The organism is Niastella caeni (genome assembly GCF_004834005.1).
Taxonomy (GTDB): domain Bacteria; phylum Bacteroidota; class Bacteroidia; order Chitinophagales; family Chitinophagaceae; genus Niastella; species Niastella caeni.
The window spans coordinates 95,497-118,246 of sequence record NZ_STFF01000008.1 but is presented as its reverse complement, the minus strand read 5'-3'; the positions used below and the strand labels follow the sequence as shown (position 1 = coordinate 118,246).

At 42.1% G+C, this 22,750-nt stretch carries 17 protein-coding genes; 7 read left to right on the top strand and 10 right to left on the bottom strand.

Annotated features, from left to right (window positions below; translation table 11 throughout):
* Positions 1-252 precede the first annotated feature (252 nt).
* Entirely contained in the window at positions 253-2,754 is a 2,502-nt protein-coding gene (gene nirB / locus FAM09_RS24105; RefSeq protein ID WP_136579725.1) for a nitrite reductase large subunit NirB, read from the bottom strand.
* Positions 2,755-3,085: 331 nt separating this feature from the next.
* Here nirB and FAM09_RS24100 point away from each other — a divergent pair, with 331 nt between their 5' ends.
* The 7 genes from FAM09_RS24100 to FAM09_RS24070 all read left to right on the top strand — a co-directional run bounded on the left by FAM09_RS24100 (position 3,086) and on the right by FAM09_RS24070 (position 8,258).
* Positions 3,086-3,772, top strand: coding sequence for a Crp/Fnr family transcriptional regulator (locus FAM09_RS24100; protein ID WP_136579724.1), 687 nt, complete (start codon positions 3,086-3,088; stop codon positions 3,770-3,772).
* Positions 3,773-3,916: 144 nt separating this feature from the next.
* Positions 3,917-4,666 carry a uroporphyrinogen-III C-methyltransferase gene (gene cobA, locus FAM09_RS24095; RefSeq protein ID WP_136579723.1) on the top strand — a complete coding sequence of 250 codons (750 nt, stop codon included), beginning with the start codon at positions 3,917-3,919 and terminating at the stop codon, positions 4,664-4,666.
* Between the two features lie 341 nt (positions 4,667-5,007).
* Entirely contained in the window at positions 5,008-5,619 is a 612-nt protein-coding gene (locus tag FAM09_RS24090) for a GNAT family N-acetyltransferase (RefSeq protein WP_136579722.1), read from the top strand.
* 732 nt (positions 5,620-6,351) lie between these two features.
* The gene (locus FAM09_RS24085) at positions 6,352-6,816 is read left to right on the top strand and encodes a hypothetical protein (protein WP_136579721.1); all 465 of its coding nucleotides are present in this window, start codon (positions 6,352-6,354) and stop codon (positions 6,814-6,816) included.
* Positions 6,816-7,679: a glucose 1-dehydrogenase gene (locus tag FAM09_RS24080; RefSeq protein ID WP_136579720.1), complete on the top strand. Its 864-nt coding sequence runs from the start codon at positions 6,816-6,818 to the stop codon at positions 7,677-7,679. Before FAM09_RS24085 ends, FAM09_RS24080 begins: the two co-directional genes overlap by 1 nt.
* Before the next feature lie 10 nt (positions 7,680-7,689).
* Complete coding sequence (locus FAM09_RS24075) at positions 7,690-7,905, top strand: hypothetical protein (RefSeq protein WP_136579719.1); 216 nt, start codon at positions 7,690-7,692, stop codon at positions 7,903-7,905.
* A gap of 140 nt (positions 7,906-8,045) precedes the next feature.
* Positions 8,046-8,258, top strand: coding sequence for a YtxH domain-containing protein (locus FAM09_RS24070; RefSeq protein ID WP_208025648.1), 213 nt, complete (start codon positions 8,046-8,048; stop codon positions 8,256-8,258).
* 138 nt (positions 8,259-8,396) lie between these two features.
* On the opposite strand, the gene FAM09_RS24065 is transcribed toward FAM09_RS24070, so the two are convergent.
* The 9 genes from FAM09_RS24065 to FAM09_RS24025 all read right to left on the bottom strand — a co-directional run bounded on the left by FAM09_RS24065 (position 8,397) and on the right by FAM09_RS24025 (position 22,616).
* The gene (locus FAM09_RS24065; protein WP_136579718.1) at positions 8,397-12,200 is read right to left on the bottom strand and encodes a PKD domain-containing protein; all 3,804 of its coding nucleotides are present in this window, start codon (positions 12,198-12,200) and stop codon (positions 8,397-8,399) included.
* 600 nt (positions 12,201-12,800) lie between these two features.
* Positions 12,801-13,628, bottom strand: coding sequence for a polysaccharide deacetylase family protein (locus FAM09_RS24060; protein WP_136579717.1), 828 nt, complete (start codon positions 13,626-13,628; stop codon positions 12,801-12,803).
* Between the two features lie 33 nt (positions 13,629-13,661).
* Positions 13,662-14,492 carry a polysaccharide deacetylase family protein gene (locus tag FAM09_RS24055; RefSeq protein ID WP_136579716.1) on the bottom strand — a complete coding sequence of 277 codons (831 nt, stop codon included), beginning with the start codon at positions 14,490-14,492 and terminating at the stop codon, positions 13,662-13,664.
* A 360-nt stretch (positions 14,493-14,852) separates the two neighbouring features.
* Entirely contained in the window at positions 14,853-16,835 is a 1,983-nt protein-coding gene (locus FAM09_RS24050) for a polysaccharide biosynthesis protein (RefSeq protein ID WP_136579715.1), read from the bottom strand.
* A 389-nt stretch (positions 16,836-17,224) separates the two neighbouring features.
* The gene (locus FAM09_RS24045; protein WP_136579714.1) at positions 17,225-18,439 is read right to left on the bottom strand and encodes a DegT/DnrJ/EryC1/StrS family aminotransferase; all 1,215 of its coding nucleotides are present in this window, start codon (positions 18,437-18,439) and stop codon (positions 17,225-17,227) included.
* Positions 18,440-18,544: 105 nt separating this feature from the next.
* Positions 18,545-19,171, bottom strand: coding sequence for an acetyltransferase (locus FAM09_RS24040; RefSeq protein WP_136579713.1), 627 nt, complete (start codon positions 19,169-19,171; stop codon positions 18,545-18,547).
* Between the two features lie 192 nt (positions 19,172-19,363).
* Positions 19,364-20,734, bottom strand: coding sequence for a DegT/DnrJ/EryC1/StrS family aminotransferase (locus FAM09_RS24035; RefSeq protein WP_136579712.1), 1,371 nt, complete (start codon positions 20,732-20,734; stop codon positions 19,364-19,366).
* Positions 20,735-20,848: 114 nt separating this feature from the next.
* A complete protein-coding gene (locus FAM09_RS24030) occupies positions 20,849-21,457 on the bottom strand; it encodes a sugar transferase (RefSeq protein WP_136579711.1) in 609 nt (202 codons plus the stop codon).
* Positions 21,441-22,616, bottom strand: coding sequence for a glycosyltransferase family 4 protein (locus FAM09_RS24025; RefSeq protein ID WP_136579710.1), 1,176 nt, complete (start codon positions 22,614-22,616; stop codon positions 21,441-21,443). The genes FAM09_RS24030 and FAM09_RS24025 overlap by 17 nt, the downstream gene beginning before the upstream one ends.
* Positions 22,617-22,750 lie beyond the last annotated feature (134 nt).

The window sequence follows — 22,750 nt, the reverse complement described above, 5'->3', positions numbered from 1 at the left end:
CATTCAAAATGGGGAAATAAAAACCCGCTGCATTTTTGATGCAGGCAAGCAATCGTTAGTAAGGGCAGCTAATGGCAATCAGCTGCATGGCTTTTGGTGTGCGTTTTAGTGTATCAGAAGATTTATATGAACCTAAGTAACTATCGTGAATCGGCAGTCGGCAATGGTTGTTGAAATTCATGATCTCATTTTCAATCCGGCGTTACAAGGCAAAACAACCACAAACCATAAACTTCAAACCATAAACTCAAACTATTTCCATTCCTTCGCTTTTTTCTGTTCCCGCATGGGTTCAAACTGTATCGAAGGATCTTTTGTTTCCGGCGCATTTACGAAATGCGTGAATCGTTTACGGATCTCGGGATTCTCTACCGCCTCTTTCCATTCGCATTTGTAGTTATCTACCAACTGTTGCATCTCTACTTCCAGTTGTTCGGCAATGCCTAAACTATCATTCACTACTACGTTGCGCAGATAATCGATGCCGCCTTCCATTTTATTCAACCAGGTAGCAGTACGGGTTAACGGATCAGCCGTTTTGATATAGAACATCAAAAAGCGATCGATATATTTTATACAGGTTTCCGAATCTACATCGGTAGCCAGTAACAGGGCGTGCTGTGGTTTTGAACCGCCGTTTCCGCATACGTACAGGTTCCAGCCTTTTTCTGTTGCAATAATGCCGAAATCCTTGCTTTGCGCTTCGGCACATTCGCGAATGCAACCCGAAACAGCCGATTTCAATTTATGCGGTGCGCGCAAGCCACGGTATCTTTCCTCAATCTGAATGGCAAAGCTAACGCTGTCGTGCAGGCCAAACCGGCACCAGGTGCTTCCCACGCAACTTTTCACCGTACGCAATGCTTTACCGTATGCATGACCGCTTTCAAAACCGGCAGCGATCAGTTCTTCCCAAATGGCTGGCAGATCATTTACATGAGCGCCAAACAGATCAATACGCTGACCACCGGTAATTTTTGTATATAGATTGTATTTTTGAGCAACTTGTCCAATTACGATCAGCTTTTCAGGCGTAATTTCTCCACCGGGGATCCGAGGAACTACAGAATAGGTTCCACCCTTTTGAATATTGGCCAAAAAGCGGTCGTTGCTATCCTGTGCAGTATCATTACCTTTTGCCAGGATCATTTCATTCCACAAACTGGCTAAAATAGAAGCCACAGGCGGTTTACACAATTCGCAACCATCGCCGGCGCCCAGTTTGTTCAACACTTCGTCAAACGTCATCAGCTTATGCACTTTAACCAGGTCGTACAGTTCCTGACGGCTGTAGTTGAAGTGTTCGCATATAACGTTACGTACATATTTACCTTGCGATTTAAGCGTATGGGTGATCAGGTCTTTCACCATAGGAACACAACCGCCGCAACCGGTACCTGCTTTGGTGCATTTTTTAATGGCATCCATGGTTTCTGCGCCATCGCAAACCGCAGTGCAGATATCGCCTTTGCTAACGCTTTCGCAACTGCATATCAATGCATCATCGGGCAGGCTCGAAACACCAGCACCACCTTCGCCACCTGATCCGCCGCGGGCGCCCAGAATTACATCTTCTGGGTTGGGAGGCAATACCACTTTGTTCTTGGTAGTTTGCAGCAACATATTATATGCATCTGCATCGCCTACCAGAACACCACCTAATAAATATTTTCCGTCGGGTGAAATATTAATGCGTTTGTACACACCTTTCATGCGATCTTCCAGCACAATGCTACGGCCTTCAGAAGCGGACACAAAAGGATCACCAAAGCTGGCCACATCAACACCTATCAGTTTCAGCTTGGTGCTCATATCAAAACCGGTGAACGACTTGTCGCCACCCATTAAGTTGGTAGCTACTACATCGGCCATATCATAACCGGGCGCTACCAGACCATAGATCATTCCATTATGCAGAGCGCATTCGCCAATGGCAAAAATGAATGGATCGTTCGTAGCCAGCCTGTCGTTCACTACAATACCACCACGGTGACCTGTTTCCAAACCAGCCAGTTTCGCCAACTCATCGCGTGGTTTTATACCGGCTGAGATCACCAGCATGTCAATATCCAGCCTGGTATCGTCTGAGAACTGCATACCGGTAATAAACTGATCGCCCAGGATCTCGGAAGTGTTTTTGCTGGTATGAATAGAAAGCCCAAGAGATTCGAGCTTTGTCTTTAATATATTGGAACCGGCTTCATCAATTTGCCGGGGCATGAGACGAGGTGCAAATTCAATTACATGGGTATTGGTAACGCCCAGATCGATCATGGCTTTGGCGGCTTCCAAACCAAGCAAGCCACCGCCGATCACCGCACCGGTTTTTGCCTTTTTAGCGTAGGCGGTCATCATTTCCAGGTCTTCAATAGTGCGGTAAATAAAAACGCCTTCTTTTTCAACGCCGGGAATGGGCGGTACAAAAGCAGCTGAACCTGTGGCCAGAATGAGGTAATCGTACGATTCATTGATGCCGTGGTGAGAACGAACGGTCTTTTGTTCGCGATCTATATAAGAAATGGGGTCGCCGAGGTACAGTTTGATATTTCTTTCAGCATACCAGTCGAGACCAGCCATAGTAAGATCTTCGGCTGTTTTACCGGCAAAGTACTCACTCAAATGCACGCGATCGTAAGCCGGCCGGGTTTCTTCCCCGAAAACAACAATGTCAACTTGCCCCGCTTGGGCTTTGGCCGTTAGTTTTTCACAAAACTTGTAACCAACCATTCCATTGCCAATAACTACTATTTTCATATATCTGCGTTTTTTGGATCAATTAATTTTCCGCAGCAATCGTTAAATATTAAATAAAATCACATATAATATCAAAATGGCAATTCAATTAAAAATTTACCGTCGTTTTGTGATCTGTGTAATAAAAATACAGTCTTTTTGTTATTATTTTTATAGTGAATTCGTTTATCATTAATATATTTATTTTACTAATGTATAAATGTTTAAAATTTTGTATGAATTTTGAAGTCTATGATTAACAATAACATTATTGAGTTCAGCTATTGCGTTTTTGCTGATTGTACTTGCAAAAAGAATTAATATTATATAATTTTACATATATACTTTTCCATTGAAACGAAATAAACAAACTTGTGATCTGAAGAGCTGTTTTCTTTGCAAACTCTGCTCGAAAGACTGGTTACCGGCCATTGATATCCATCGCCAAAACTTTCATGTTAACAAAGGCGAAATGCTTTTTAGCGAAGGCAGTCAGGTTACCGGTATATATTTTATATATAAGGGTACATTCAAAGTGCATAAAAAATGGGCTGATGACAAGGAGCTGATCGTGCGGCTGGCCAAGAACGGCGCCATTTTGGGTCACCGCGGATTGGGTAATGATATTTATTACCCCGTGTCGGCCACCGCGCTGGAACCCTCGGAAGTATGTTTTATTGACTTAGGCTTTTTTCAATCGACCCTGAAAGTAAATTACCAGTTCCTGTACGAACTGATGATGTTCTTTGCCGGCGAGTTGAAGGAGTCGGAAAAAAAGATGCGCAACCTTGCCCACATGTCTGTCAAAGGCAGAATTGCCCAGGCTTTATTATCGATGCATGCAAAATTTGGTACAACACCGGAAGGTTTTATAGATATTAACCTGAGCCGCCAGGACCTGGCCTCTTATACCGGCACTACCTATGAAACGGTGTTCAGGGTGCTGAATGAACTGGTACAGGAAGGTTCCATTGCTTTATCGGGCAAACAAATTTGTGTTTTGAATGCTGATAAATTAAATGAGCATGCCGGTGAATGATACATCGGCCGCCCATCCCGGTTTTTGAATTTACTATCTTACCAACGTATTCACGGGTATTACCGGTATTTTTGACATATAATATATATATGTATATGCTATGCTTGCCGGCATAGCCATTGGTTTCATTCAAAATTTTTATTAGTGGCAGTTTCACCTCTTCAACCCGAACTGATTGTAGCAGGCGCTGGTGCGGGCGACCCTGAATTGATTACCCTAAAAGCGTATCGGCTTTTACAGGAAGTTCCGGTAGTGCTATATGATAACCTGGTTAATAAAACTTTGCTCAGTTATATAAAACCCGACTGCGAAGCCATTTATGTGGGTAAACTTCCCTACGGTGATTATACGCCGCAGGAACAAATTCATGAATTGATCAGGGAGAAAGCATTTGAAAAAGGTAAAGTGTTGCGCTTAAAAGGAGGCGACCCTTTTATTTTTGGCAGAGGGTTCGAAGAGATCTTGTTTGCACGCAAACATGGCATTAAAACAACCTACATTCCGGGCATTACCAGTATGCAGGCAAGCGGCCTGTATGATATCCCTTTAACCTTTCGCAATATCAGTGAAAGCATTTGGGTGGTTACCGGGACAAAAAAAGATGGTTCGCTGTCTGCCGATCTGCAATTGGCTATACAAAGCAAAGCTACCGTGGTAATTTATATGGGTATGAAAAAGCTACCTGAAATTGCCAATACATATATTGAAAAAGGATATGGCGATATGCCTGCGGCTATTATTCATTATGCTTCGTTGCCTTATCATAAACTGGCAAAAGGAATGATCAAAGACTTACCACAGTTGGCCGCGGTGCAACAAATAACGCACCCGGCATTGATCATAATTGGCCCCGTTACCGATACTGATACTTTGCTTGGTAACGATGATCAATAAAAATCTGTTAATATATACTAACTAATATCATAAAACGTTATATATTACAACAAATTCCTGCTCTGGATCTTACTTTCATTAAGGAATCCTACCGACAATGCATGTCCTAAGTGATTCTATGTATCTCCTAATACAGATTGAGTAGTAAAATAACATCTTTCGCATTTTTTTTATTGTCATTAAGTAATGTTTACGTGTTTATAACCAAGTGTTGCTTAAAATAAGCAGCAGTAAATTTTTTTCGATTACTGCGCCTTAAATTTCTTGAAGTTAACACCAAGGCTCTGGTTAGGCACGAAGAGCTCCCGGACCCAAAACACCGGGAGCTTAAATTTTTCTTTATGGAAATAGTTTGCTCTACACCAGGTTTTACAGGCCTGCAGCATGGGTTAATTGCTTCTACCGGCCTGAACACGAAGAAGGAAGTTGTTTTTGCCAAACACTTTCAACATCCTTCGTATACCCTGTCCTTACGCCCATTTTGCATACCCCGCGACATGCCGGCTATTTACAGTTGGGCATGGAAACTAAGCAGGGCAGCTAATACAGTAGCAGCAAGCTATCTGTATGCGGGCAGTTCTGATTTTACCCGATCCTTTATGGTATTACTTAATAACCGGGTTGCCATTTGTCAGGTTGATATCAGTGCTGCAGATAAAGATGAACTTTATGATACATATCCAACTTCCTGTGGCGACTATATTATCCGCTTATTAATGAATACAAACAGGAATACCGTTCGCCCGCTTCACCTCAAAGCCCTTCAAACCTGTATGGAATATTTCTTTATGTTCCCTGAGATCAGGCAGGTCATTGCAGAGCCCGAAGTTGATAATAGATCATACAATGAAATATTATTGAAAGCCGGGTTTAAACTGGAAGAACGGATCTATAACCAATATGCCGTTTGTAACCTGTTTGTATGCACACGGAAAAGCTTTATATCAGACTAAGCCAGAAACTTGATTAGAAAAATTAAAAAGAGGCTACCACATTTCTCTTTTAACTTTTCGCTTATTTCTGGTACTACCATTAACCTTGTCCAAATAAGCTAAGTGCGTAAAGAAGTAAAAGGTTTTAACTATCAATTTTCCTTTTATTTTAGATGTTCTTGGCCGTTACTGTTAACCTTGTCCTAAAATGCTAAGAGCTAAAAGTGAGTGAGAGAGCTTAATGAGCGCTTTCCATAAACCTCTTTTATTCTTTTGCTCCTTGACGCTCTTAGCTATTATTAACCTGACCTTGTCCTGAAGCTGAGCGCTTGAAGCATGAATTAGAAAGTATGGTACCGGTCAACTCTAATTTTCTGCGTGCAGCATTCAGCCTATGCAATCCCCTGGCTAAGAGATGTAAAGGCCGTATTAAAGAGAAATTCCGGAAAACCTCTTTACTGCCTTTTTAATGTATCTCTTAGCACTTTGTTCCACTGTTGTTGCCTTATCCTGGTTATTCCTTATCCCCCATGGAAGTGCCATGGGCTTTGAAGCAGAACTTCATACGACTTATTAAACCCATTGAGGAGGGAATCTACCAGTGATTTCCTCCTTTATTGTTATTAGCATTTGCCATTTTTATTAATACCTAACGGTTTGTTTATCTTATTCATTTGCATTGCTGTAGATTAATCTCTACACCCCCATGATGCTGGGCAGGCATGACTTTTTAGCTCATATGTAAAAAGGCATATGACGCTGAAAGCATTTTATTGGAAGTACTCCTTGTGGGCGGCCATACTCAATACGGTAAGCATCATTGCTTTCCTGTCATTCCGCCATTATTCAAATACCTGGTTATTGTATATCGGCAACATTCTGTTCAGTGCCATGGTATTAATTGGTGTGATCAGAGGTTATCACCGGGTACATGATTCCACCAGTGTACGGTCAACGTTTATGATGGGGTTTAAAATTACCATCTATGGGGTGTTATTAGCCAGCTTACTTTGCGTGGTGGTATTAATTACCAACTCGCTGGTTTCAGGTTTAAACGATAGCAGTAACCCGCCACAAAGCGGCCGGGGCGATGTTCTATTTACCATTCTATCCAACACCATTGGCGTTAATGCGGTATTGGGGGCGCTGGCTGCGCTGATCGGATCTACCGTCGTAAAGAAAAACCAGAAAACAGAACAAGGCAAAACATTGTATTAATGCAACACGGACAAAAGAAAAGAAAGGTTCGGCCGGCACAGACGGTTAAGAAAAAGCAGGGAAAAGAAAAACAGATGCAGCCGCAACCGGTGTTTGAAAAGGAAAGAGATGCCTTGCGGCTTCGTAATAAAGTTGCCATAATAACCGGTGGTGATAGTGGCATTGGCAAAGCGGTTGCCATAGCCTTCGCCAAGGAAGGCGCCGATATTGTGATTGCATACCATGAGGATAATGAAGATGCACGCGCTACGGCTGCCCGTATTGAATCGATTGGGCAACAATGCTTACTGATTGCGGGTGATATCAGTAAACCCGCCCATTGTAAAAAGATCATTCAGCAAACCGTTAATCGCTTTGGCAAACTGGATATTGTAGTTAATAATGCGGGCATTCAATTTCCCCAGAAAGAACTATCAGCTATTACTCCCGATCAACTTAAAAAAACTTTTGAGACGAATATCTTCGCCATGTTCTACCTGGTGCAGGCCGCAGAACCCTATTTACAGGAAGGTGCATCAATTATAAATACTACTTCTGTTACCGCCTACCGGGGCAGTTCGCATTTATTGGATTATTCCGCTACCAAAGGCGCCATTGTAAGTTATACCAGGTCATTATCTGCCTATTTTGCCAAACATAAAATAAGGGTAAATGGCGTAGCGCCGGGCCCTGTGTGGACGCCCTTAATTCCTGCAACTTTTCCGCCCAAACATGTTTCTTCTTTCGGTTCTGATACGCCGTTAGGCAGAGCCGGCGAACCCGTTGAAGTAGCCGGCTGCTATGTTTTTCTTGCCTCTGAAGAAGCATCGTATTTAACGGGGCAAATACTTCACCCCAATGGGGGTGAAATTGTTAACGCTTAAACCAACTAAGATGAAAGCATTAGGAATCATTTTGATCGTTATTGGCATTGCCATGATCATAATAAGAGAAGTAAATTTTACTACAGAAAAAGAAGTGGCCGACCTCGGCCCTATTGAATTGAATAAAAAAGAACAGAAAAGAGTGGCCTGGCCTACCTACGCTGGCATTGGGGTTGCAGCCTGCGGAGTGGTAATTCTGGTGGCTGCCATGCGAAAAACTACCTGATCAACTGCTTTCCCTCGATGGGGATTTTTATGCCCAGTGGCCGGGATATATACACTTAAAAGTCAACTCTTTAATTGCGGAATAGGATTTGAAGCATTTAAATTCAACAAATATCTATTATTTATTTAAAAATTATAATCATGACTACAACAACTAAAGTTATTCTGGGTCTGATAGGCGCTGCTGCTGTAGGTGCTGCAGTGGGTATGTTACTGGCACCCGAAAAAGGGAGTGATTTAAGAAAAAACATTAAAGACTCAGCTGGTAAATGGACTGATCGTCTTAGCGACATGTGGCAAAATGGTAAAAAAGCTGCCGAAAAAGCCTCTTCCAAGATTCAAACCGAAATGTAATGTTCCGGGTTTTATCTTCAAAACCATTTCCGGGCAGGCCTTTTCGCCTGCTCTTTTTTTTACACCGGCCCAAAACAAAAAGGCCCCCGATATATTGGGAGCCTTTTATGCTATTTAACTTAACTGTATCCTTATTATTTAGACTTTAAGTAATTTAACTATAGCCTTCAAACTTCCCTGCCAGGCAACTGCTGTATATAATCCCGCGCGCCAGAAAGCACCTACAGTAACAGTAGTGTTATTGCTCACGTTAAACAGGGAGGTCACTAATTTTCCCGACCAGTCATAAATGTGAATTGTAATAGAGTCGGTATTCGCACTTTTTATTGTTAACTTGAACGTAGTGGCTGAAGGATTGGGTGTAGCAACTACACTCAATATACCCAGATCCGGTTGTTTCAGGTCCATTACCGTCACGCTTACTGTTTCATTGTCTATTGCCCCTTTATCATCGGTAACAATCAACCTGAACACATAGGTACCAGCTACCATGTTACGCAGCTCAGTTGTTGCTGCATTGGGCGTTACCAAAGTAAAGGTTGTAGGCCCGCTTACTTTTACCCATTTATAGGAAATGATCTTACCATCAGGATCATAAGAGGCAGAGCCATCTAATGTGATGCTGGCAGCAGGAAGCTGAACTGTAATATCATTGCCAGGAATAGCTACCGGCGGCTGATTACCAGGTGAGGTAGTGCTATTTACCACAACTGTTATATCATCGTTGGCTGTTGCCCCGCTATTATCAGTTACAGTCAATCTGAATACATAAGTACCAGCTACCAGGTTGCTAACAGTAGTTATCGCAGAGCCAGGGCTTGCAATCAGGAACTGTGTAGGCCCGCTGACTTTTGACCAGGCGTATCTTGAAATAGTGCCATCAGGATCGCTCGATGCTGAACCATTCAATGTAACGCTGTTCGTTGGCAATGTAATGGCAATATCAGTTCCGGCCTGGGCAACCGGTGGTTTATTGACCGGCGTATTGGCATTATTTACTATTACGTTCACATCATCCGTTGCCGTTGCGCCTTTGTCGTCGGTCACTGTAAGTCTGAATACATAAGTGCCAGCAACCAGGTTGGTCAATGGAGTAGAAGCTGTAGCAGCATTGCCTATGGTAAATGTTGAGGGCCCGCTTATTTTAGACCAGGCATATCTTACAATTGTGCCATCAGGATCGCTTGATGCACCGCCATTCAGGGTTGTGCTATTTGTTGGCAACGTGATGCTGATATCTGCACCTGCATTTGAAACAGGTCCCAGGTTGGCTGCAAGAACAGTTACAGTAACATCATCAGAAGCAGTGGCGCCTTTGTCGTCTGTTACCTGCAGACGGAAAACATATACCCCTGCAGCAAGGCCGGTTACTGTTGGCGAAGCAACACCTGCATTAACAATACTATATTGAGAAGGGCCGGCTACTTTAGTCCATGCATAAGTTACAATAGTTCCGTCAGCATCTCTCGAGGCAGCACCATCCAGCGTCACTGAATTGGTTGGCAGCGTAATGGTGATATCTGAACCGGCATTGGCAACAGGCGGCACATTAACTGGCGTAGGCGGTTGCGAACCGATTGGATCAGAGAAAAGCTGATCCATGGGAACATACTCCACTGGTAAGCTGGCGCTTTGCCACTTCAAGCCAATATTTGAACGGTTATCTGTATTGAAGTACTCCATCTTAATATCGTACTTCTGACCGGCTACCAGGTTAATGGCAGATGATCTTAATGTTCCCGGGTATTGCTCTTTCCAGCTATCCAGGATCAGTTTGCCATCAACATACAACCGTAAACCGCCACCGGTTTCTACAGAGAATATATGGTCTTCAGAATAATGCGGCATTATCTTTCCAGACCAGCGAATAGAGTAGCTGCCGCTGGTGATCTTATAGTGTACGCCTAATTGGTTCCAGTCCTGGAAAACGACAGAAGCGTCTGTTCTTGTAAATGCCGCTTTTGATAAACTGGCATCATTGAAATACTCTCCTTTCAACCCATTTCCATTACCCCAAACTGTAGGTGCGAAGGGAGCAATATTTACTTTACCCAATTTTGTAAGCTGGTATGCCTGACCGCTTGTGGGTTGTACTCTTATCATTTCATTTGTACCAGCAAGCGGGCTGAGGAAATAATCAACTGCACTGGCCAATAAAGCAAGGAAACCACCCGAAGTACCTGAAGTAGTACATTGTATGATGTCAACTTTCTTTACAGCATTAGGCGACTGGTTAACAAGGCCTGCTTTTCTATGACCGGTAATGGTACAGTTCCGGATCATTACCGGTAATTCACCATCCAATGGGCCTTCTTCCATTACAATTGCATAATCCTGCCCCGCAGCATCGATCACCAGGTTCTCAAACTTTACGCGAAGAGAGTTTCCTGATGAGGCCTTGATAGTTATTAAACTGTTGTAAACATAGCCGCCACGATACAAATAAGAGTTTGAATAGGCGCCATGATAAACCCCCATTTCGTTATTATAGAGTACAGAATCTTCAATAACGTGTAGTTTTAAATTATTTTGCCAGGTAACCAAACCGCCAACACAATTGTGCGCCATATTACCTTTGAATTCCCATACACTTTCAATCAACCCTTCCTGCCAGAAATAACCGCCACCATTACGATGGTCACCCGTCATGCCTATGGCAACGTTATTATTACAAACGTTATCATCGCCAACGCCTAATAAGAAGGCGCTTACTGTAAAGGTTGGTGCATCACCGTTATCAATATCCGCTGCTGCATGTAAGAATGATCCTTTTGCTACAATATTACTATCCCAGGTAATGCCATGCGTTAAATCCAGCACATCCCACCAGAAAGCGATCTCCATGAAGTTGTAGGCCACATTGCCCTTCATGGTTATACCATTTGAAGAGTGTGGTACGTAGCTATGACTACCGGTGTCGCGAATTACGCAACCCTGTACTATTGTTCCTACGCTGCCGTTTCCGCAATGGTGAAAGTGAAGACCGTACCTGCCCAGTACAAACTCTGGTGTAGCATCACCGGTACGATTTTTACGGGGTCCGATGTAACGGATCTGAATATTTTGAATGGTTTGTGGTACAGAAGTACGGATGAAAATGTGTGTTCGTCCTGTGGCCGTTCCTTCAATACGCACATTTCTTGTAAGGTTAATTATTTCGGCAGTCCAAAGATTATTGATCTGAGGATGATTACGCACGGTTCCCGAATTCAGGGTAATTGTTGAACCGGAAATACTGTTGATAGACCGGTCTTCAAAACCTGAAAGATAAGCGCTTCCAATAGCAGGCGACTCCGTAGGTGCAATGCTGATGTTATCGCCAGCCTGCCAGCCTGAAGGAGTGCTGTTCAATGAAATAGTAGTGGCTCCTGATACAATATTACCAGCCGCACGTACAAACGCTGTTTTGGCTGTACCTACCAGGTCTAATACGCCTGATCCCATAGCCCACAAGCCTACGTCGGTAGCTAATACATCCATACCGCCACCAACAAACCTGCTTTCGTCGATATTAATAAATTGCAACGTTTGAATTACACTGGCAGATGAAGGACGCATCGTTAATTTTCCTTCTACTACTACATTACCTGTTGATTGCAGCGTTGTGCTTTTGCTGCTATCAAATTGTAATGTGGCGCCACTGCTGATACTTACACCTGCATAGCTTGCCGTTGTTAGATCGTATGTAACTGTATGTCCTGAAGAAATGAGCGGAGTGTCTGATGTTACGGGTAATTTACCACCCCAGGTTGCAGGATCAGACCAATTGCCTGATTGAACAGTGGAGATTGTTCCTAATAATGCGAATGTTTGTCTAGGCGCGCACTCGATCGTATTGGCACGGATTTCCTGTTTCTTCGCTCCTAACTGCGACGTTATGGCCAAACCGGTTGCTGTCACTGAAGCATCCCGGAGGAATTTTCTGCGAGTAGTGTTCATCATAGGGATATTTTACGTTTTTCTTAAAGAGTAGTTTCACGATTAAGCTAACAATTATGATGCCTGAAAACATGTCAGATAAAATAATCATAAAAAATTAGACTAAAGTCAACACATACTTTTGAATTGGTATATGTAACACATTTTTCGTCTTTTTTTAAAATCATTATTTCATAGAACATACTTCCGTGTTAGTCTATATTATAAACAGCGTGGTATTAAAAAAAGTATGATACAAAAAAATAGATTCCAAAAAGCAGCAGAGTTTCGTATAACTACGGCAGGAATGTACTATTCTATTATGGAGATTGTACCACTTTACAATAGGTAATTATTCTTATCCCATTGGGGAAAACGACTGGTTAACAGTGAACTAAGAAAAAAATTGAGAAAATGTAATAGTCCCGGGAAGCAAAAAATACAACACACAAAGGAGCTGAAAGGAGAAAAAAAATGCCAGTCTCATTAAAAATAATTTTAATAAAACTGGCAATGCAGATATAATATGTAAAGAGAAAATTTCTAACGACTCTGCCGGCACAATTAACTGTATCAGAAACAATTTAAGCTGCCGCTAATTACTCATTTACAACCATGGGAGATCTATTTGAAAATTTTTTCGAACCGGTTAAAGACCTTTATAAAACCCCGCACGGCTACCTTAAATTTCCAGAACGGAAATAACCCGCTCACATGAATACGGCTGATAAATAACTTATTTCTTACGGGTATTTTATCAACCCAATTACTTACCCTAAACGCCATACGGATATCATTTTGCTTCAACAACCCGAACATGGCCTCCCGCTTATTGTCGTTCTTTTGGTTGTAAGCGCCAAAAGTATAGGCATGGCAAGGCTGCACGGGTATGCCTAATTCCTGCAAACGTTCTTTTGTTTGACAAATATCGGCTTCAATTTCAGGCAGGCTCAATTTTGAATAGCTCTGGTGACTGTAAGTATGTAACCCGAACTGTACCATGTCCTTACTCATTATAAGCGCATCCTCAACATGCATGAACTCCCCCATTGGATTCGGGTGGATGTACTTATTATCCGGGGATTGAATAAAACCGGCCACCAGGAAAATGTTCGCTTTAATATTATACTCTTTCAGGAGCGGGTAAAGGCTGGTAAAATTATCCCTGTAGCCATCATCGAGGGTGATCATTACAGGTTTGGCGGGCAGTGGCTTCTTATGTTCCACATGTTCCAGCAATTCACTTATAAAAATAGTTGTATAGCCGTTCTTGTTCAAGTAATCAAAATGCTGGCGCAACTGGCCCGTGGTTACTGTAAGAAAATCGGGATCGTTACCACTGCTTATTTTATGATAATTCAACACCGGCAATCCGCCAAAACCAGACGCCATCCTAACAATGAAAAGGGCAATTACAATTATTATTAATACAGCTATTATTGAATATACCATTACTTATATATCATTTTACCGGGTAATCCCTTATTATTTCAATATGCGCTCGAACCGTTGTACAACTCGTATAAAGCCAAACAGGGCCATTCTGAATTTAAACATGGAATAGGCGCCGTTCATATGCAACCGGTTAAGCAATAACCTGTTCATATTTTTCATGGGCATTTTATTTAACCTGTCTCCTACTTTAAAGGCATACCGTACCCCATGCTTTTTTAAGATGCCGAACATAGCCTTTTGCTTTACAGCATCATCTTTCATGTAAGCGGCAAAAGAATAAGCGAAACAGGGCTGATAAGGAATTCCCAGGTCATCGAGCCGCTTTTTCGAGATGCGCATGTCTTCATCAATTTCTTCCAGTGTCATCTTGTGATAGCTCTGGTGATACATCGTATGCAATCCATATTGAACATGGTCTTTGCAAATGGTCTTTGCTTCTTCCACCAGCATAAACTCCCCTTCCGCACGCGGTCCCAGGTTATCGGGGGTTTGAACAAAACCGGCAACGATAAAGATATTCGCCCTGCAGTTGAATTCCTTTAATAATGGATACAAGTCGGTATAATTATCCCTGAAACCGTCATCCAGGGTGATCATGAGCGGTTTTGGCGGTAATGGCGTTCCCTTCTCGATGTAATCGATCATGTCGCTGATGAAAATAGTATTGTAGCCCTTTTTTGTGATGTACTCGAGGTGCTCACGCATGCGGGAAGTGGCAACTGTTAAAAAATCAGGCTTTTTTGTACTGCTGATCTTATGATAAACCAGCACGGGTAATCCTTTAAAAAAAGGGCCCGCATACAAGTACATTAAAATAAAGCTGATTACCAGGAATGCTGCTGGTATTATAATGTATACCATGACTGGGACATTTGTTTAATTAATAATTACTATATTATCGACTGGGCAGAAGCCGGTGCAAATTTGCACGCCGACCTTAATAACCCGACTCGTGTTGAATAGAAAGATATCCTTTTTGCTGAAAAAGTCAGGCAACCAAAACAGGTTATTTCCTGCGGCTACAATGGAATATCAATAGGTTTTCCTCAGATAAAGAGGTCGGTGAAGATACCTGGGTTTGTGCGGCCGCAAGTAAGCAATTTATCTCAGGAATTGCAAACAGGGCAAATAATAAAAAAGGAACAGGCAACAACCATCATAATACATTGTATAGCGGGTCCCATCAATATACTATGGTTGCTGCCTGTAGTGGTTGGTGTTTCAATCGGCGGCCGCTGTATAGGCCTTATTAAGTTGTAAATCGAGTTTTTCGTATTGCGAATTCTTGCTCTTGTATTCAGGCACGAGCTCCTTCATTTTCCTAACAATACCGTAATTATCTTCGAGTCTGCTCATGCTGATCAACTCTTCAATATCTCTTACAACTTTATGAGAACAAGGTATAACTTTGGCAATTTTAATTTTCTCGTGATGGGTAGGTAATGTTTTCTCTTTCTCGTTCAGTAATTCTTCGTACAACTTTTCGCCCGGACGTAAGCCAGAGTAAACGATCTTGATATCTTCATCGGGCGTTAAGCCGGCCAAACGGATCATCTTCAGCGCCAGATCAACGATCTTCACCGGTTTACCCATGTCAAACACAAATATTTCTGCACCCTTACCCATTATAGCAGCTTCCATTACCAGTTGCACTGCTTCTGGGATGGTCATAAAATAACGTGTGATCTCAGGATGCGTAACAGTCACCGGTCCGCCCTGTTGAATTTGTTGTCTGAACCGTGGAATTACAGAACCATTCGACCCCAGCACATTGCCAAAACGGGTAGTAATGAATTTGGTTTTGGTTCCGCTCGAACTGATCTTGCCATCGCCATTAATGAGGCCCATAATGGTTTGATCTACAAGATTGTCGGCTACGCTGCTCAAAGATTGTACATACATCTCCGCAATCCGCTTGGAGGTTCCCATTACATTGGTTGGGTTCACCGCCTTATCGGTTGAGATCATTACAAACTTATGTACGTTGTATAAAACACTCAGGTCGGCAATGATCTTTGTTCCCATTACGTTCGTGAGAATGGCTTCCGACGGATGTCTTTCCATCATTGGCACGTGCTTATAAGCGGCAGCATGGAATACAAAATGCGGGCGATATTCCCGGAAAGGGATCTGCATCCGGTTGCGGTCGCGAATATTGCCAATGAACACTTTTATATTAGCATCGGGGAACTTTTCTTCTACTTCCAGTTGCATTTCATGCAAAGGCGATTCAGCCGCATCGCATAGTACTACCATTTCCGGATTAAAGGATAATACCTGGCGTACGATTTCAGAACCAATAGAACCGGCCGCTCCGGTGATCAGGATCCTTTTACCGGTAAGCTCGCTGGATATTTGTTCGTTATTGATAATAATGGGTTCGCGCTGTAACAGATCTTCAATACGCAATTCCTGAATTTGCTTCAAGCTGAGTTTACCGTAGATCCATTGATCAGAAGGAGGAACGGTAAGCACTTTAATACCGAATTGCAAACACTTTTCAATCACCACTTTTTTATCCTTGCTATCGAGCTGTTCGTTCATCAATATCAGCTTATCGATCTTCTTCTTTGTTTTCAGCAACGGCAGCTCCCTGATATGGTAAACTTTTTTCTGCTGAATAGAAACGTTGGCCTTATTAATATCTGTTTCAACAAAACCGGCTATTACAAACTTGTTGGTAATGCTCGACTCAATGGCCTGCTTTACCAGCATAGCCTCTGTATCGCTTCCGTATATTAATACGTTTTCCTTTAAAACAATTGAGTTATGCTTTACATAGTAATAAAACCCGCGAACCATAGAGCGCACCATCATGTGGGCCGTGCAGCTGATAAAAAAGTTGATCAGCAATACACCGGGAATGTTGAGCGAATTAATGTGGTACTCGCGGTTTACGATAAATACTACCGCAATTGGGTATAGAACCCCGGCAATTAATACAGCCAGGGAGATCCGCATCATGTCGTAAACATTCGAAAAGCGGAGCATGCCTGTATGAATGCGCATGCAATAAAATACCGGCAGCGATATTAAACAATACAGAATGGTATATATAAAAAAGTGTCCGCGCAGTATTTCAGAAAACTCAAACTGCTTTACGACAAAATAAGACAACGTAAAGGCGAATCCGGTAATTACCAGATCGAGGATTAATATAACCCACCTGGGGACTGGTCTGGAGAATGACAAAAACTGCTTCATGCTACTGGCAATGTGTTTACAAGGTTGATTGTTCCGAACGCGGATTTTCAGGAAAAAATGGAAACACCATGAGCGATAAGCAAAGGATGGTCACGGCGAAATGGATATTACGCAGGAAATATGGATGCAGGTTAAACCAATGCACAGAAAATGGATTGTAATAGCAGGAAGTTCAAAGGATTACCACAGAAACATCAACATATAAACGGCATTACATCAGGATATTGATATATAGCAGGTTACCAATGTGACTAATAAGGAGGACAAAAGATGGATTTGTAAAGGGAGACATTTCAAAGGATCGAATGGACACATCAGGATTAATGAGATTCCTGGTTAGTGGTTATATTTCGTAAAGGATTACTACTATCAGATATTAAGAGTGACATTCATAGGATAATAGAGAGAAGTACTGATATCAGGGCGAAAGTTACGCAAGAAATTGGATTATCAGCAATATTTTTAGATGATTTTTTCACATTCACCACTTCCCTTATGCGGCTTACAACCCTGTTCAGTTCCCCGTCGGTCAAATTTGACCCTGAAGGAAGGCATAACCCGCTATTGAACAAGCGTTCGCTTACGCCATTGCCAAAATAAAGCGCACTTTTAAAAACGGGCTGTAAATGCATGGGCTTCCATAACGGCCGGCAGTCAATATTGTCTTCATGAAGGGCGTTTTGAATATCGATGATCGAAAACTCATTGCTGTCGACCAGGATGGTAGATAACCAGTGATTGGAGTAAAATTCTTCACCGGGGTCGGCAATAAATTGTATCCCCTTTACGTCGGCCAGTGCCTTTTTATAAAAATCAAAATTATACCGGCGTTGGGCTACCCGGTTTGGTAAAACCTCCATTTGCCCCCGGCCAATACCGGCACATACATTACTCATTCTATAATTGTAACCAATATGCGAATGTTGATAATGCGGGGCATGGTCGCGGGCCTGGGTAGCTAAAAAGCGGGCTTGTTTTACATACTCTGCATTGGCAGAAATGAGCGCGCCGCCACCAGAAGTAGTTATTATTTTATTGCCATTAAAAGAAAGAATACCAATATCGCCAAAAGTGCCTACGGCCTGTCCTTTATATGTTGAACCCAGCGCTTCAGCGGCATCCTCAATAACGGGTATTTCGTAACGGCGGGCAATGGCCATTATCTCATTCATACGAGCTGGCATACCGTACAAATGCACCACGATGATAGCTTTCGGCTTTTTGCCATGTTTTATGCGGTCCTGTATAGCTAGTTCGAGAAATTCGGGCGACATGTTCCAGGTAGTTTCCTCACTATCAATAAAAACAGGAGAAGCTCCCTGGTAAACAATAGGGTTGGCTGAGGCAGAGAAGGTCATAGACTGGCAGATCACTTCATCACCGGCCTTAACGCCCAGGATCACCAATGCCAAATGTATGGCGGCTGTACCAGAACTCAGTGCTGCCACATGCACTTTTTTTCCTAAAAAGGCTTCCAGATCATGTTCCAAACCATTTACATTGGGGCCGAGCGGCGCAATCCAGTTTGTAGCAAATGCTTCCTGAACATACTCCATTTCCTTTTCTCCCATATGCGGGGACGACAACCAGATTTTCTCTTTCATTGAAATGCAACTTAAATTAGCAAATTATAACGCTTTTGCAGATAAAACAAGTTCCACCAAACAGATTAATTTATTATTATCCGCAAAATATTTTTATATAAAATATCAGGGCTTATTCGTTTTTATTACTCTTCCCGGATTTCCAACCACAACAGCATAATCGGGAACATCCCGTATGATCACTGCGCCCGCTCCTATCGTTACCCATTTGCCTATACGAATATTCTGCAAAACACAGGCCCCAATGCCAATATGCGTTCCTTCCCCTACCTGTACATTTCCCGCCAGTGCAACATTCGGAGAAATATGTACAAAGTCTTCCACTATGCAATCGTGATCAATGGAACAATTGGTGTTTAAGATAACATGATTGCCGATGTTGCTTTGCGCATTTACAGTAACATTTGCCATAACAACTGTACCCTCGCCTACTGAACTGCGCGGCGAAATTACAGCAGCTGGATGAATTGCACTGGTAAATTTCACTGCATTTAATTTTGCAGCAACTGCTTTACGAATGCGGTTATTACCTATGGAAATGATAAAATGGTCATCCGTTGTCAGGACAACTTCCTGTAAATTATGATAAACAGGATATTCCAGTAAGGAAGTTACAAGCGGATTATCATCAATCAGTCCGCCGGGCGTACGATGCCGGGCTTCCAGAATTTCACAAATCACCTTGGCATGACCACTGGCTCCATACAAAAAAACTCGGTTGGTATGCGACATAATTATTCAAGGCATTCAATAGAACGGATATTAATTGACTTTCAATCAATACAAATCAGGCAGGCATACGAAAAGCGCATCAAATATAATCATGTAAAATTACATATTTATATCTGATGCGCAATTTATAATTAGTCACAGCATTAAAAACCAATTAGAAACTATAGTATTAATGCGCTACATCGTTTAGGACTAACCGGCAATCCGGTAATAGCGGCCTGTTTTCCGCTTCGCAAAGCCTTCCATGTAGGAATATGATTCTTCCTCATTATTCTCCTCAGATACACTTGTATAATCGAACCCGCCCATCAATATCAGTATCGGGAACAAGATGGAATGAAGCAGGGTTTTAACCGGCCGCAGTTCTTTCACCGATTCAATAACCGCTTCAGTAACTGTTTTACACTGGTCATCGTTCAACTGCGGATAAATAGGCAACGATATTTCGTTACTATATAAATTATAAGCTGAAGGATATTCCTTTATATCATACCCCGCTTGTTTGAAAACAGTAAGCATGGGCAATGGTGTAAAATGCACATTCACAGCAACAGACCGGCCAGCAATGCTTTCGATAATTTTGTTACGGTCTTCTTCACTAATATTTTTGATCCGTAAGGGATACAAATGGTACGAAGAAGTACAACCAGATTGCTGATATGGCGGACAAATTGCCCAATCGTATTTTGAAAAAATGTTGGTATAGAAATCAAACACCCGTTTTCTTTCAATCAGCAACAGGTTTTCATACTTCTTGAATTGCGCCAGCGCAACCGCAGCCAAAACATCAGGCATATTCATTTTGAAACCTGGGTATATTACATCGTATTGCCAGGCGCCTGCTTTGGCTTTTGTAAAGGCGTCTTTCGTTTGGCCATTCAAACTCCACACCCGAAGCGTGTTGTATGTTTCTTCGTTATTGAAAGGAGCGGGCAGGTTCAGCGCAATAACGCCCCCTTCGGCAGAAGTTATATTTTTTACTGCATGCAATGAAAACACAGTGATGTCGGCACAGGAGCCAATAGGTTTGTTTTTATAGGTTGCACCTAAAGCATGGGCCGCATCATCCATGATCATTATTCTTCCCAATTGCCGTTGCGCATCCGTTGCAGGCTGAAATTTATTTTTTATTGCGTCATCATTTACTATGCTGTATATGGCATCGTAGTCGCAAGGCCAACCCGCGAAATCAACTGCAATAATTGCTTTTGTTTTTTCGGTAATGGCTTCCTTTATTTTCTGGCAATCAATATTAAAATCACTTCCCACATCAACCATAACCGGCTTAGCGCCTACATGCATTACGGCAAGTGCTGTAGCGCAGTATGTATAGGCTGGCACAATAACTTCATCGCCTTTAGTTATACCATACCAGTGCAACATAAGTATCATACCGGATGTAGCCGAGTTTACGGCCAATGCATGTTCGACATTGCAAAAAGAGGCCATTTCCTTCTCAAGCTGCCTTGTAGCGGGGCCAGTAGTAAGCCAACCGCTTTGCAGAATAGTAGTTACTTCTTTGATTATGTCATCATCGATATAAGGTGGGGAGAAACGAATCATACAGGTCTTTAGGTTTTTTTAAGTTTTCAAGCTATATTACTCAGAGCAATTTTTTAAAATTATATGCGATTATCCCATACAGGTAATTGGGTAAAATACAATTATCAAATAACCTCATTTCCCATCGAACTTTGTCATAGTTACATGGCCTTGCTGACTAACACCTTCGCTCTTTACTACTTTCAGGATAGTAAATAATATAATCTTACAGTCCAACCTAAAACTTAAATGATCTACGTACCAAACATCCAGTTCAAACTTTTCTTTCCAGCCAATAGCATTACGGCCATTTATCTGTGCCCATCCGGTAATGCCAGGCCGCACTTCATGCCGTCTTTTTTGCCTGGCACTATATAAAGGTAGGTATTCTTCGAGCAAAGGACGAGGGCCAATCAAACTCATTTCACCTTTAATGACATTGATCAATTGTGGTATTTCGTCAAGTGAAGTTTTTCTGATAAATTTTCCGATCCCGGTCAAACGTTCTGCATCTGACAACAGCTTCCCGGCGGCATCCTTTTTATCGTTCATTGTTTTAAACTTAACCAACCTGAATATGCGCCCATTTTTACCGGGCCGTGGTTGTACAAAAAAAGGGCTGCCCTGATTGGCAAAAAAAAGCAATGCAGTAACAACTATAAATAATGGTAACAGTAAACAAAATGCAACAAGGCTTACTGTAAAGTCAAAAAACCTTTTTAAATAATTACGGTATAATTGCATGGGCTTTTAACTGGTCGTGATATTCTTTTAACAACAATTCCCAAAGATATTTTTGCTCATAGCGGTCCACGATCATCTTTCGCGCATTGGACTGCAAAGTTAGATATAAAGCTGAATTGGTCAAGAGCTTCTCCATTGCATGCTTAAGCTCAGGTACTTTCTTAGCCGGAATGATCAAGCCATTCTTTCCATCTTCAATGATCTCGTTGCAACCATTGATATCAGTAACTATAGAAGGCAGATTAAAACATCCGGCCTGCATCGGTACATTAGGAAATCCTTCGCGATACGAAGGGAAAGCCAATGCCTGACTGATCATTAAATATGGCCTGATATCCTGCTGAAACCCTGCATGAATGATCGACTTATTTGTTTCTATTATTTTTCTTGTAGCCGGCGCCAGCGGATCGCGTTCGGGTTCATACGGACCAACTAGCAATAATTTAATATGCGGATGTTTTTCTTTGAGCAGGCTGAACGCTTCTACCAGTTCTTCAATCCCTTTGTCTTTCACCAATCTGCCTACAAATACAAACACAAAATCTTTATCAGTTAACCTAAATTGTTTTTTTAACTCACAAGCCGTTTTACTCAACTCTTCGCCAGGTTGAAAAAACCGGGTATTGATGCCGTTGCTGCTTCCATTCCCAAGCACTTTCATTTTTTGCGCCTTACAAAACCTGTTCTGTAAAATAAAACCGGCCAGGTGTTTTGAGTTTGGATAAACTCCCGTTGCACAACTGTAGGTAAGCCGTTCTACAAAATCAAGCAATTTTCTTTTTACACCGGTATTTTCCATTAACGGCAAACCCGCTACCGTATGCATGCGAATAGGCACGCCTGCCAAACGGCTTGCCATCATGCCCAGCAATCCCGCCTTAGGCGTATGCGTATGTACAATAGCCGGTTTTTCTTTTTTCAATAACCTGTATAATTTCCACAACGCTTTTATATCTTTTACCGGAGTAATAGCACGCGTCATAACAATCGGTTCGGTTCTGACTCCTTCACGAACACCTACCTGTTCGAGTATTTTATCAGGTGATGAAACAGCGAGCAATTCAAAATGATCCGACATATACCTGAGCTGATCTTTAAGCAGAACACTTAATGACACCGGCACGGTTGTTATGCGGATCAGTTTATGAGATGATTTCATGTTGTACAATTTGTGCATGACACCTGACAATTCGGTACGCTATAAAGAATGCTTATCTTTATTTGACCGCAGCATTGTAATGAAGAAAAATATTTGTAATTTATTTTACAATGTGCTCCCAATTGTTTTTATTG